The 13,067-nt window shown below is 72.9% G+C and carries 11 protein-coding genes and 1 tRNA gene; 6 read left to right on the top strand and 6 right to left on the bottom strand.

Annotation, left to right across the window (positions count from 1 at the left end; translation table 11 throughout):
• Positions 1 to 39 precede the first annotated feature (39 nt).
• Positions 40 to 1,254, top strand: a complete 1,215-nt coding sequence (gene dprA, locus IEW07_RS15305; RefSeq protein ID WP_188538785.1) for a DNA-processing protein DprA — start codon at positions 40 to 42, stop codon at positions 1,252 to 1,254.
• A gap of 328 nt (positions 1,255 to 1,582) precedes the next feature.
• Complete coding sequence (locus tag IEW07_RS15300) at positions 1,583 to 2,086, top strand: DUF3145 domain-containing protein (RefSeq protein ID WP_188538783.1); 504 nt, start codon at positions 1,583 to 1,585, stop codon at positions 2,084 to 2,086.
• Positions 2,087 to 2,239: 153 nt separating this feature from the next.
• Here IEW07_RS15300 and IEW07_RS15295 read toward each other — a convergent pair whose 3' ends face one another.
• From IEW07_RS15295 to aceE, 6 genes are all read right to left on the bottom strand, one after another.
• Positions 2,240 to 3,499 (bottom strand): beta-ketoacyl-[acyl-carrier-protein] synthase family protein, encoded by a 1,260-nt coding sequence (locus IEW07_RS15295; RefSeq protein ID WP_188538781.1) that lies wholly within the window; start codon positions 3,497 to 3,499, stop codon positions 2,240 to 2,242.
• Positions 3,500 to 3,612: 113 nt separating this feature from the next.
• Entirely contained in the window at positions 3,613 to 3,858 is a 246-nt protein-coding gene (locus IEW07_RS15290; RefSeq protein ID WP_017833742.1) for an acyl carrier protein, read from the bottom strand.
• 198 nt (positions 3,859 to 4,056) lie between these two features.
• On the bottom strand, positions 4,057 to 5,124 hold the full coding sequence (locus tag IEW07_RS15285; RefSeq protein ID WP_188538779.1) for a beta-ketoacyl-ACP synthase III: 1,068 nt from the start codon (positions 5,122 to 5,124) through the stop codon (positions 4,057 to 4,059).
• A gap of 117 nt (positions 5,125 to 5,241) precedes the next feature.
• Positions 5,242 to 6,156 (bottom strand): ACP S-malonyltransferase, encoded by a 915-nt coding sequence (locus tag IEW07_RS15280; RefSeq protein WP_188538777.1) that lies wholly within the window; start codon positions 6,154 to 6,156, stop codon positions 5,242 to 5,244.
• A 78-nt stretch (positions 6,157 to 6,234) separates the two neighbouring features.
• Positions 6,235 to 7,524 (bottom strand): PucR family transcriptional regulator, encoded by a 1,290-nt coding sequence (locus IEW07_RS15275; RefSeq protein ID WP_188538775.1) that lies wholly within the window; start codon positions 7,522 to 7,524, stop codon positions 6,235 to 6,237.
• 158 nt (positions 7,525 to 7,682) lie between these two features.
• Positions 7,683 to 10,421 carry a pyruvate dehydrogenase (acetyl-transferring), homodimeric type gene (gene aceE, locus IEW07_RS15270; RefSeq protein WP_188538774.1) on the bottom strand — a complete coding sequence of 913 codons (2,739 nt, stop codon included), beginning with the start codon at positions 10,419 to 10,421 and terminating at the stop codon, positions 7,683 to 7,685.
• Between the two features lie 436 nt (positions 10,422 to 10,857).
• Here aceE and IEW07_RS15265 point away from each other — a divergent pair, with 436 nt between their 5' ends.
• The 4 genes from IEW07_RS15265 (at position 10,858) to IEW07_RS15250 (ending at position 12,971) form a co-directional block, all read left to right on the top strand.
• On the top strand, positions 10,858 to 11,274 hold the full coding sequence (locus IEW07_RS15265; protein ID WP_188538772.1) for a DUF3052 domain-containing protein: 417 nt from the start codon (positions 10,858 to 10,860) through the stop codon (positions 11,272 to 11,274).
• 107 nt (positions 11,275 to 11,381) lie between these two features.
• The gene (locus IEW07_RS15260; protein WP_188538770.1) at positions 11,382 to 11,840 is read left to right on the top strand and encodes a peroxiredoxin; all 459 of its coding nucleotides are present in this window, start codon (positions 11,382 to 11,384) and stop codon (positions 11,838 to 11,840) included.
• A gap of 25 nt (positions 11,841 to 11,865) precedes the next feature.
• The gene (locus IEW07_RS15255; RefSeq protein WP_188538768.1) at positions 11,866 to 12,768 is read left to right on the top strand and encodes an NAD-dependent protein deacetylase; all 903 of its coding nucleotides are present in this window, start codon (positions 11,866 to 11,868) and stop codon (positions 12,766 to 12,768) included.
• A 130-nt stretch (positions 12,769 to 12,898) separates the two neighbouring features.
• Positions 12,899 to 12,971, top strand: a tRNA-Val gene (locus IEW07_RS15250).
• The last annotated feature ends 96 nt before the right edge of the window (positions 12,972 to 13,067 follow it).

Genomic DNA, 13,067 nt, shown 5'->3' with positions numbered 1-13,067 from the left:
TCCCGACCCGAACGCCCCGAACGCCCCGGAGGAGATCCCATGGACACCGCCCCGACCGCACCCGCCGGCTCCGACCTGGACCGGGTCCGGGTGGCCCGGGCCGGGCTGTGCCGGCTCGTCGAGCCCACCGACGCCGCGGCGATGCTCCTGCTGGCGGTGCTCGGCCCGGTGGCGGCCCTCGAGGTCGCCGCGGGGCACCGTCCCATCGGCCCCGCCGAGCACGCGGCCTTCGTGCGGGCCGCCGCCGACGCGGGACTCCGGCCGCACCAGGTGCAGATCGGCCGCTGCCGGGAGCGGTGGGCGGCCCGCGCCCGGTCCCTCGACCCCGGGGCGGACCTCGGGACGGCTGCCCGGCACGGCGGCTGGTTCGCCGTGCCGGAGGACCCGGACTGGCCCGGGGCCCTCGCCGACCTGGGGCTGTCCGCGCCCGTCGGCCTGTGGGGCCGCGGCGACCGGCGGCTGCTGCCCTTTCCCGCCGGCCGGGCGATCGCCGTGGTCGGCTCCCGCGACTGCTCGACCTACGGCAGGCAGGTCGCCCTGGACCTGGCCGGGTCCCTCGCCGGGCGCGGCTGGACGGTCGTCTCCGGCGGGGCCTACGGAATAGACCAGGCGGCCCACGCCGCGGCACTGGCCGCGGGCACCGGCTTCCCGCCCACCGTCTCGGTCATGGCCGGCGGGATCGACCGCCTGTACCCGCGGGGCAACGACGCGCTGCTGCGCGACGTGGAGGCACGCGGCCTGCTGCTGTCCGAGGTCGCGCCCGGCTGCACGCCCAGCCGCTACCGGTTCCTGCAGCGCAACCGGATCATCGCCGCCCTGACCGCCGGCACCGTGGTGGTCGAGGCGCGCTGGCGGTCCGGGGCGCAGAGCACCGCCCACCGCGCCGACGCCCTGAGCCGGCCCGTCGGCGCGGTTCCCGGCAGCGTCCACGCGGGCACCTCCGCCGGGTGCCACCGGCTCGTCAGGGAGGGCGCCGCCGTCCTCGTCACCGACGCCGACGAGGTCCTGGAGCTGGTCGCGCCGCTGGGCGCGGCACTCACCCCCGAGCGGACGTGCCCCGCCGCCGACGTCGACGGTCTGTCCCACCCCGACCGCAGGCTGCTGGACGCCCTGCCGCTCACGGCCGGGAGCCGCCCGGACCGGCTGGCCGCCGTCGCCGGTCTCTCCCCCCGCGAGGTGCTCGGGGGGCTGCACCGGCTCGAGGAGCGCCGCCTCGCCGAGCGGGCGGGGGAGGGCTGGCGCCGCCGCCGCTAGACCGGCGCTGCGGCCCGGCGAGTCGGAACCGGGCGGAAACACACGGAAACACGGCGGTCACGAGGCTACCGGCGGGTTGACGCCCCCTGATGCTTGCAGAAGAATGAGCTGGGCACTGCATCCGCGGTCCCGGACGCCCTGACGGGCCGGTACGGCGGGTGCGTCAACCGGGCCGACCGGTCGTCGCGCGGGCCTCGAATCCCCGCGGCGCGTCGGGCGGCCCGGACAACTGCATGGCTCGGGTGCGGCCCCGGGCCGTGACCGGTGGGCGGACCGCTGAAGTGCAGGGCGTTGGGGAAGACGTACCTACACGACGGAGGAACAGGTCATGTCTTCACCCACCACGCGCGGCGTGCTCTACGTGCACTCCGCCCCGCGAGCGCTGTGCCCGCACATCCAGTGGGCACTGGAGTCCGTCGCGCGTCAGCGAACGGACCTCGAGTGGACCCCGCAGAACGCCGAGCCGGGCTCCGTGCGGGCCGAGCTGGAGTGGTCGGGCCCCGCCGGCACGGGCGCCCTGCTGGCCTCCGCGCTGCGGACGATGGGCCGAATGCGCTTCGAGGTGACCGAGAACCCCTCCCGCGGCCACGACGGCGCCCGCTGGTCCTTCACCCCCGACCTCGGCATCTTCCACGCCACGACCGACGCCGCCGGGAACATCATGGTCTCCGAGGACCGGATCCGCTTCGCGTACGAGACGGCCGCCGGCAACCCTCTGCTGGTCATCAACGAGCTCTCCCTCGCCCTGGGGGAGGCGTGGGACGAGGAGCTCGAGCCTTTCCGGCACGCCGCCGAGGGCGCGCCGGTGCGCTGGCTGCACCGCGTCGGCTGAGCGCTCCCGGGCCGCCTCCCGCCTCCCGCCTCCGGGGACGGCGACCCGGACGAGGACGTCCGGACGACGCCTGCCGGACGACGGCTGCCGGACAATGACCGAGGGCCGCCCCGCGACGCGGGGCGGCCCTCGGTGCTGCCGGGGTGCCGGCGGTCAGACCGTCCGGAACGCGGCGACGGCGTTGTGCCCGCCGAAGCCGAAGGAGTTGGACACGGCCACGAAGTCGCCCGAGGGCAGCTCGCGCGCGTCCGTGACGACGTCGAGGTCGATCTCCGGGTCCTGGTTCTCCAGGTTGATGGTGCACGGGGCGAGCCGGTGGTGGACCGCCAGGATCGTCAGCACGGCCTCCACGGCGCCCGAGCCGCCCAGCAGGTGCCCGGTCATGGACTTGGTCGCGGACACGCACATGCCGTCCACGGCGGAGCCGAACGTCCGGCGCAGGGCCCCGGCCTCGGGGGCGTCGCCCTTCGGGGTCGAGGTCGCGTGGGCGTTGACGTGCTTGACGTCGGAGGCCTGGAAGTCCCCGGTCTCCATGGCCTCCACGAGGGCGCGGGCGGCGCCGCGGCCCTCCTCGTCGGGGGCCGTGATGTGGTAGGCGTCGGAGGTGAGCCCGGCGCCGGCGAGCTCGGCGTAGACGCGCGCGCCGCGGGCCCTGGCGAACTCCTCGGACTCGAGGACCACGGCCCCGGCGCCCTCGCCCATGACGAAGCCGTCGCGGGCGGTGTCGTAGGGGCGGGAGGCCCGCTCGGGCTCGTCGTTGCGCTTGGACAGGGCCTGCATCGAGGCGAACGCGGCGATCGTCACGGGGTGGATCGCGGCCTCTGCGCCGCCGACCACGACCACGTCGGCCTTGCCGGAGCGGATCAGGTTCATCCCCTGGTAGAACGCCTCGGTGCCGGAGGCGCACGCGGAGACGGGCGTGATGGATGCGGCACGGGCCTTGAGGTCCATGCCAACGGCCGCGGCGTTGCCGTTGGGCATCAGCATGGGCACCGTCAGGGGCATGACGCGGCGGGCCCCGCGGCTCTTCAGGGTGTCGTAGGCGTCGAGCAGGGTCCACACGCCGCCGATGCCGGTGCCGAAGGCGACGGCGAAGCGGTCCGGGTCGACCTCCTCGGAGTCCTCGGCGTTGCCCGCCGAGAAGCCGGCGTCGGCCCACGCCTCGCGTGCGGCGATGACGGACAGCTGCCCGGACGGGTCCAGGCGCTTGGCCTCGACGCGGCTGAGGACCTCGCTGGCGGGGGTGGAGACCGTGGCGGCGATCCGCACGCTGAGGTCGTAGGTGTCCACCCAGTCGTGCTCGATGGCGCGGACACCGGAGACGCCCGTGGTGGCGTTGCGCCACAGCTCGGGGACGGTGCCGCCGATCGGCGTGGTGGCGCCGAGTCCGGTGACGACTACTTTGCGGGTCATGACTGCACTTCCTCGTGTCCTGGGGTGATGCGACGGGCGGCCCGCCCGGGTGTGCGCCGGCGCGGGCGCGGCGGTCCGTACGGACCGCCGCGCCCCGCGGCCGGCCGGCCGGATCAGGCCTGGGCGTTGTCGATGAAGTTGACGGCGTCCTCGACGGTCTTCAGGTTCTTGACCTCTTCGTCGGGGATGGTCACGTCGAACTTCTCCTCGGCGTTGACCACGATGGTCATCATCGAGATGGAGTCGATGTCCAGGTCCTCGGTGAAGGACTTGTCGAGCTGGACGGCCTCGGTCTCGAGCCCGGTCTCCTCGTTGACGATCTCGGCCAGGCCGGTCAGGATTTCCTCTTTGCTCGCCATGGTGGCTTCCTTTCTCTGCGGCTGCCGGAGCAGCCGGTGGTGACGGGCGCCCCCGGGAAGTGCCGGGGTGCATCGGTCCCGGTCAGGCCGTGCGGACGGACCGGGGGACTACGGGTGTGCTGTCCAACCCTACGACGACTCGCGAGGCCCGCTGACGGGACCGACACGTCGCCGGAGGGGCGGACCGGGCACGGTTCGTCAGGGCAGGACGACGACCTGGGCGCCGTAGACGAGGCCCGCGCCGAAGCCGATCTGCAGGGCCAGCTTCCCGGAGAGCTCCGGGTGCTCGGCCAGCAGGCGGTGGGCGGCGAGGGGGACCGAGGCGGCGGACGTGTTGCCGGAGTCCGCGATGTCCCGGGCCACGACCACGGAGTCGGGGAGCTTCAGGGTCTTGACCATCTGGTCGATGATCCGCATGTTCGCCTGGTGCGGGACGAACGCGGCGATGTCCTCGGGCTGCACGCCGGCCACGTCCATGGCCTCCTGGGCGCGCTTGGCGACCTCCCAGGACGCCCAGCGGAACACGGTCTGGCCGTCCTGGCGCAGCGTGGGCCACAGCGTGGCGTCCTCGCGCATCTGCCCGGTCTCCTTGTCGTGCAGGTCCGGGGAGTCGGCGCGGGGACGGCCCTCCTCCACGGCACGGATGTCCGTGAGGGGGTGGGTCATCCGGATGGCGTCCCACTTGGACCCGTCGGAGCCCCACACCGAGGGGCCGATGCCCGGCTCGTCGGAGGGGCCGATGACCGCGGCGCCGGCGCCGTCCCCGAGGAGGAAGGAGATGGAGCGCTCGCTGTTGTCGATGACGTCGGAGAGCTTCTCCACGCCGATCACCAGCACGTACTGCGCCGCGCCGGAGCGCACGAGGGCGTCCGCCTGGGCGATGCCGTAGCAGTACCCGGCGCAGGCCGCGGAGATGTCGAAGGCCGGGGCGGGCGTGGCGCCGAGGCGGTCGGCCAGGGCGGCGGCCGCGGAGGGCGTGAGGTACGGGAAGGAGATCGTGGAGACGATCACGGCCCCGAGCTGGGACGCCTCGATGCCCGCGGCGGCCAGGGCCTCCCGGGCGGCGTGCTCGGACATGTCCAGCACGCTGACGTCGGCGCCCGCGCGGTGGCGGGTCCTGATGCCCGTGCGCTGCTGGATCCACTCGTCCGAGGACTCGATCCACTGGCAGATGTCGTCGTTCGTGACGATGACGTCGGGCCGGTAGGCGCCGAGGCCGAGGATCCGCGAGTGCGCGTTGGGCTGGTTCTGCTTGAGGGTCACCACAGGTGTCCTTGCTCCTTCGTTCGGCCGGACACGTCGCAGCAGCCCCGGGCGGCGGGGCGGGCGCGTTCGGCTGGTGCGTCTCCCGGGAGGGAGCCGCGGGTGGATCGCGGGCGGGCGTCAGCCAAGAATACTCCTGGCCTGCTCCAGCTCCGCGGCCGAGTTGACGGCGAGGGCCGGAACGCCCTTCATGCCCCGCTTCGCGAGGCCGGCGAGGGTGCCGGCGGGAGGCAGTTCGATGAGCTGCTCGACGCCGCGCTCCAGCAGGGTCTGCATGCACAGGTCCCACCGCACGGGGCGGCAGACCTGGGCCACGAGCGACTCGAGGTTGGCCGCGCCGGAGGCGACGGGGGCGCCGTCGGTGTTGGAGAGGAGCGGGTGCACGGGGTCCGCGGGGCTCAGCCGCGGCGTGAGCTCGCGCAGGGGCTCCAGGGCGGGCGCCATGTGCTCCGTGTGGAACGCCCCGGCCACCTTCAGCGGGATCACCCGGGCGCGGGCCGGCGGGTTCTCGGCGAGGGCGGCCAGCTGCTCGAGGGTGCCCGCGGCCACGACCTGGCCGCCGCCGTTGGCGTTGGCGGGGGTGAGTTCGGCGGCCTCGATCGCGGCGAGGACTTCGTCCTCCTTGCCGCCGAGCACGGCGCTCATGCCGGTCGGGGCTGCGGCCGCGGCCTCGGCCATCGCGTTCGCGCGGGTGCGGACGAAGGCCATGGCGTCGGCCTCGGTGAGGGCGCCGGCCAGGGCGGAGGCGGTGATCTCCCCGACGGAGTGCCCGGCGAAGACCAGGTCCTCGCGGCCGGGGCCGATCCGGTCGGCCAGCAGCCGTCCCGCCACGAGGCCGGCGGCCACGATCAGGGGCTGGGCCACGGCGGTGTCCTTGATCGTCTCCTCGTCGGCCTCCGTGCCGTAGTGCACGAGGTCGAGGCCGGCGGCCTCGCTGAGCCGCTCGAGGTGGGCGCGCACGCCCTCGAGCGCGAGCCACTCGACGAGGAAGCCTGGTTTCTGGGAGCCCTGTCCTGGGCAGACGATCGCGATCACCGTCCCAGCTTCCCAAGAACGGGCCGTGGCGTGCGGGGGCCGACACCACCAAGCCGCGCGGCCGTGTTTGTAGGGAAGCTACAAGACGGGGGCCGCAGAGGGACCCGAGGTGTCGATCGGGGCGCAGGAGTCGGCCAGTCGTCCCGCCACCAGGGCGCAGTGCAGGACGAACGCGTCGCGCGGGACGAGCGGGTCCCAGCCGGTGAGGTCGCAGATCCGGCGCAGCCGGTAGCGCACGGTGTTCGCGTGCACGAACAGCTCCCGGGCGGTGGCCTCGAGCGAGTGGCCGACGGCCACGTAGGTCGAGAGGGTCTCGATCAGCCCGGTCGCCGAGCGGGTGAGGGGCCGGTAGACCCTCTCCACCATCGCCGCGCGCGCGGCCTCGTCCCCGGCCATGGCCCGCTCGGGCCACAGGTCCTCGGAGTGCACCGGACGGGGCGCGGCGGGCCAGGCGGGGGCCACCGACAGGGCGGCGTGGGCGAGCCGCGCCGAGCGGCCCGCCTCGAATATGGTGGGCGCCTCGGGGCCGTGCACCACGGGGCCCGGCCCGAACGCGGCCGTGAGCTTCTCGAGGGCGAGGTCGCGGTCCGTCACCCCGCCGAGGATCAGGATGAGGCGGTCGCCCTGGATGGAGACCAGGCAGTCCTGGGCGTAGCGGCCGGCGAGCCGGCGCAGCCGGGCCACGGAGGCCGGCCCCGGGGCCTCGGGGGCGGAGCCGGTGAGCACGGTGACGGGACCCGTCGAGGCCCAGCCCAGGGCCGCGATCCGGGAGCGCAGCGAGTCCGAGTGCTCCCCGCGCAGGAGGCCGTCGACCACCAAGGACTCGAGCCGGGCGTCCCAGGAGCCCCGGTTCTCGGCGGCGCGGGCGTAGACGTCGGCGGCCGCGAACGCGACCTCCCGGGAGTACCGCAGGACGGCCTCCCGCAGGGCGGCCTCGTCGTGGTGCTTCGCGAGCTCGGGGACCTTCTCCTCGACGACGTCGACGACGATCCGCAGCAGCTGCAGCGCGTGCTGGAGGGAGATGGAGCGGGTGAGCTCCGTGGGGGCGGAGCGGAAGACCTGGGTGAGGACCCACAGCGGCTCCTCCGGGTCCTCGTACCAGCGCACGAACGAGGAGATCCCGCGCTGCGCCACGAGGCCCAGCTCGGAGCGCTCGTCGGCGCGCAGCCGCTGGAACCACTCCAGGTCCGTCTCGAGCCGGCGCACCGCCACGGTGGAGATGGGGCCCAGGTTCGCCTTGAGGTTCTCCAGGGTCTTGGGGTGGGGCGGGGCCGCGGGACGGTTCCGCGCCTTCTCCGCCGTCCCGGCGGGCCGCTTGCGCGGCGCGCGCAACCAGCGAGAAGTGGGGGTCCCGTCCTGTCCAGCCATGTCGTCGAGCTTAGAGCAACCGGGCGCCCCGGCCGGGTCCGCGGGCGCGCCGGGGGCCGGGACGGGCGTGCTCCCCGTCCCGGCGCCGGGGACGGCGACGGCGCCCCGGCCCGCCCCGAGGGGCAGGAGGGGCGCCGTCGTGCCCGGGAGAGGCCGGCTCAGGCGTCGCCGCCGGCGTTGCCGGTGGTGCCGGCGTTGACGTCGAGCAGGGCGTACTTCTCGATCGCCTCGCCGGGGGCGCGCCAGTCGATCTCGCCGCGCTTGGCGAGCATCTCCAGGGCCCGCACCACCATGGAGTGCGAGTCGATCTTGAAGAACCGGCGGGCGCCGGCGCGGGTGTCCGAGAAGCCGAAGTCGTCGGCCCCCAGGGACGCGAACTCGTTGGGCACGAACTGGCGGATCTTGTCCGGCAGGTCCGAGCTGAAGTCCGACACGGCCACGATCGGGCCCGTGGCGCCGGCCAGCTGCTGGGCGACGAAGGGGGTGCGGGTCCCGTCGCCGGGGTTCAGGAACGACTCGCGCTCGGCGGCCAGGCCGTCGCGGCGCAGCTCGATCCAGGAGGTCACCGACCACACGTCGGCGGAGACCCCCCAGTCCTCGGCCAGGAGGCGCTGGGCCTCCAGCGCCCAGGGCACCGCCACGCCGGAGGCGAGCAGCTGGGCGCGGGGCCCGTCGTTCTCGGCCGGCTTGAGCAGGTAGATGCCCTTGAGGATGCCCTCGACGTCGACGTCCTCCGGCTCGGCCGGCTGCTGGATCGGCTCGTTGTACACCGTCAGGTAGTACATGACGTTGTGGTCCTCGTCGCCGGTCCCGTACATGTGCTCCAGGCCGCGCTCGACGATGTGGGCGATCTCGTAGCCGTAGGCCGGGTCGTAGTGGATGACCGCGGGGTTGGTGGCCGCCAGCAGGGGCGAGTGGCCGTCGGCGTGCTGGAGGCCCTCGCCGGTCAGCGTGGTGCGCCCGGCGGTGGCGCCGATGATGAAGCCGCGGGCCATCTGGTCGGCGGCGGCCCAGAAGGAGTCGCCGGTGCGCTGGAAGCCGAACATCGAGTAGAAGATGTAGACCGGGACCATCGGCTCGCCGTGGGTGGCGTAGGCGGTGCCCGCGGCGGTGAAGGCCGCCGCGGAGCCGGCCTCGTTGATCCCGGCGTGCAGGATCTGGCCCTGCGGGGACTCCTTGTAGGCCAGCATCAGCTCGCGGTCCACGGAGAGGTAGTTCTGCCCGTTGGGGTTGTAGATCTTCGCCGTGGGGAAGAACGAGTCCATGCCGAAGGTCCGCGCCTCGTCCGGGACGATCGGCACGATGCGCTTGCCGAACTCCTTCTCGCGCAGCAGGTCCTTGAGGATGCGGACGAAGGCCATGGTGGTGGCCGCCATCTGCTTGCCGGAGCCCTTCTTCGCGGACTTGTAGGCCGCCTCCGAGGGCAGCGGGATCTCGGGCTGCTCGTGCCGGCGCTCCGGGACGAACCCGCCCAGCTCCCGCCGGCGCTCGAGCATGTACTTGATCTCGGGGGAGTCCTTGCCCGGGTGGTAGTACGGGGCGCCGTAGAGGTCCGACTCCAGCTCCTCGTCGGAGACCGGGATGCGCAGGTGGTCGCGGAAGGTCTTGAGGTCCTCCAGCGTCAGCTTCTTCATCTGGTGGGTGGCGTTGCGGGCCTCGAAGTGCGTGCCCAGGCCGTAGCCCTTGATGCCCTGCGCCAGCACGACGGTCGGCTGGCCCTTGTGCTCCACCGCGGCCTTGTAGGCGGCGTAGACCTTCTGGTAGTCGTGCGCGCCGCGCTTGAGCTCCCAGATCTCGTCGTCGGTCATGTCCGCGACGAGCTCCTTCGTCTTCGGCGACTTCCCGAAGAAGTGGTCGCGCACGAACCCGCCGGACTCGGCCTTGTAGGTCTGGAAGTCGCCGTCGACGGTCTCGTTCATGATCCGGACCAGCTCGCCGTCCTGGTCCTTCTCCAGCAGGGCGTCCCACTCGCGGCCCCAGAGGACCTTGACGACGTTCCAGCCCGCGCCGCGGAAGAAGGCCTCGAGCTCCTGGACGATCTTGCCGTTGCCGCGCACCGGCCCGTCCAGGCGCTGGAGGTTGCAGTTGACCACGAAGGTGAGGTTGTCGAGCTTGTCGTTGGCGGCCAGCTGCAGCAGACCGCGCGACTCCGGCTCGTCCATCTCGCCGTCGCCCAGGAACGCCCACACGCGCTGGTCGGAGGTGTCCTTGATCCCGCGGTTGTGCAGGTAGCGGTTGAACTGGGCCTGGTAGATCGCGTTCATCGGGCCGAGGCCCATGGACACGGTCGGGAACTGCCAGAAGTCGGGCAGGTTGCGCGGGTGCGGGTAGGAGGGCAGCCCGTTGGGGGCCTTGGTCTTCTCCTGCCGGAACCCGTCCAGCTGCTCCTCGGTGAGCCGGCCCTCGAGGTAGGCGCGCGCGTAGTTGCCCGGGGCCGAGTGGCCCTGCCAGTAGACCTGGTCCCCGCCACCGGGGTGGTCCGGGCCGCGGAAGAAGTGGTTCAGGCCGACCTCGTAGAGGGTCGCGACACCGGCGTAGGAGGAGATGTGCCCGCCCACGCCGATCTCGGGGCGCTGGGCCCGGTGCACCATCACGGCGGCGTTCCAGCGCAGGAACGCCCGGTAGCGCCGCTCGATCTCCTCGTCACCGGGGAACTCCGGCTCCTGGTCCACCGGGATCGTGTTCACGTAGTCCGTGGTGGTGACCATCGGGACGCCGACGCTCTTCGCACCCGCGCGCTGCAGCAGCGAACGCATGATGTACTGCGCCCGAGCCGTGCCCTGCGTCTCGATGAGGTCCTCGAAGGACTCGAGCCACTCCTGCGTCTCCTCGGTGTCGGAGTCATGCAGGTTGTTGGTCAAGCCACTGAGGATGTGGTGGTTGCTGGATGAAGGCACGATCAACCTCTCTTCGGGGAGTTGCCTGGAACGACCCGGGCGGGCACGCGCGCGAAGGCGCAGCCGGGCGGTCCGACATCTCAAGCTACCCGGCGACCGCTGCGGGGCCCGGGGTGACACCTGTGGTGGTGGTCACCCTGGCGACCGTCCCGACCGGCGGGTCTCGCCGGCGGGGAGCACGGGCACGCGGGGTGTCTGTTGGCACCATGTTTTCACACCGGGAGCGGCGCGTCACACGTTGGTCCGGCGGGAGGCCCGAGGAGGCGAACCGGGGGGCGGAGCTTGATCGGAGCCCTGATCCGGTGTTGTCTGGACGGTGAAGCCGGTTTCCGGCCCGCCACCGTGCCCCCGCGGTGCACCGACGGGCAGGCGGACCCAGCACCGGTACGCAGTACGCGGTCGTCGATGGTCGACCCGATCCCAGAAGGAGCAAGAAGTGAGCGAGGCCAAGACCACCGCGGACGACGCGGTAGTCCAGCTCGGTTTCAAGGATGGCGACTACATCCAGGAATTCGGATATGACGAGGACGTCGACTTCGCCCTGCGGGACGGCATCGAGGACCTGATCGGGTCGGACCTCCTCGACGAGGAGGACCAGGAGGTCGTGGACGCGGTCCTGCTGTGGTTCCGCGAGGGCGACGGCGACCTCGTGGACGTGCTCGTGGACGTCCAGACCACCCTCGACGACGGCGGTGTCGTCTGGGTCCTGACCCCCAAGGCGGGCCGCGACGGCTACGTGCCGCCCTCGGAGGTGCAGGAGGCGGCGCCGACGGCGGGACTGCACGTCACCACCACCGCGCGCGTGAGCGCCGACTGGGCCGCGACCCGGCTGATGCCCAAGCGGAACATCTGAGCGCGGCGCACGAGCCCGCACCCCGGCCGGCCCGCGCCGGCCGCCCTACGACGCGCTCCGCCCGCCCCGTGCGGGCGGCGGCCGTCCCCCGACCCAGGAGATCCTCCATGCCCGAGATCGGCGCACCCGCACCGGACTTCACGCTCGACAACCAGTTCGGCGAGCCCGTCTCGCTCAGCGGCCTCCGGGGCCGGCCCGTGGCGCTGGTGTTCTTCCCGTTCGCCTTCTCCGGGGTCTGCACCGGGGAGCTGTGCGAGCTCCAGGACAGCCTCTCGGTGTTCGAGGACGCCCGGGTGAAGCTGCTGGCCGTGTCCGTGGACTCGAAGTACGCCCTCCGCGCGTTCGCCCGCGAGGAGTCCTTCGACTTCGACCTGCTCGCCGACTTCTGGCCCCACGGCGCGGTGGCCCAGCGCTACGGGGTGTTCGACGCCGAGTCGGGCATGGCGGAGCGTGCCACCTTCGTGATCGACGCCGACGGCACCGTCGTCGACGTCTTCCGCTCCGAGCGCGGGACGCCCCGGCAGCTGGACGCCTATCGCGCGGCCCTGGCGAAGCTCTCCGCCTGAGCCGGACCACGGACCGGACACGCCGATGCGCACCGTGCGCGCGGGGTACGGGGTCCCCGACTCCCCGGACCAGTTCCCCGACCCCGACGCCGCCGACCTCGCCACGGGCCTGGTCACGGCGGTCGAGCTGCTGCGCGGGCGCCGGACCGCGGTCCTGACCGGCGCCGGCATCAGCACCGACTCCGGGATCCCGGACTACCGCGGACCCGGCTCCACCCCGCGCACCCCCATGACGTTCCAGGAGTTCATGGGCAGCGCCGCGAAGCGCAGCCACTACTGGGCGCGCAACCAGTACGGCTGGCGGCACCTGGCCGAGGCGCAGCCCAACGCCGGCCACCTCTCGCTCGCCCGGCTCGAGGGGGCGGGGGCCGTCACCGGGATCGTCACCCAGAACATCGACCGGCTGCACCAGGCGGCCGGCTCCCTCAACGTGGTGGACCTCCACGGCCGCTACACCCAGGTCCGCTGCATGGCCTGCGGCACCCGCATTCCCCGGGCCGTGCTCTCCGACCTCCTCGACGAGCTGAACCCGGGCTTCTACGACTCCCTCTCGTCCCCGGCGGACATCGAGTACGCCCCGGACGCCGACGCCGTCATCACGCGGACGGCGGGCTTCCGGGTGCCCGACTGCCCGGTGTGCGGGGGCGTCCTCAAGCCCGACGTCGTGTTCTTCGGGGAGAACGCGCCCCGCCACCGGGTGCTGCGGGCGCTGCGCATGGTGGACACCGCGGAGGCCCTGCTGGTCGTCGGGTCGTCGCTGACCGTCAACTCCGGCCGCCGCTTCGTCCGCCACGCCGTGCGCCACGACCGGCCCGTGGTCATCGTCAACCACGGACGCACCAGGGGGGACGCCGCGGCGCGGCTGAAGATCGACGCCCGGTCCACGGAGTTCCTGGTCCGCCTCGAGCAGGAGCTGACACGCCCGTAGAATGGTGCCGAGGACGTGACGAATGTCACTCGGCTCCCGGGCGGGAGACGGTGTTACTGATAAGTAACTGCTAGTAGCCTGTTCGGGACCCGGGTGCCGGCGGTTGCGCAAACCGCCCACCCGGTTCTCAGGGTCTTTAGCTCAGCTGGTAGAGCGCCACGTTTACACCGTGGATGTCATCGGTTCGATCCCGGTAGGACCCACCGCGCATCCCATCCCGCCCTCGGGGTTTGTAGGCTGGGGTCATGCCTGAAGACATGATGAAAGCTCAGATCGGTGTGACCGGACTTGCGGTCATG

The organism is Kocuria dechangensis (assembly GCF_014636775.1).
Lineage (GTDB): Bacteria > Actinomycetota > Actinomycetes > Actinomycetales > Micrococcaceae > Kocuria > Kocuria dechangensis.
The sequence above is the reverse complement of the archived record's forward strand: the minus strand, read 5'-3'. Positions and strand labels throughout refer to the sequence as shown.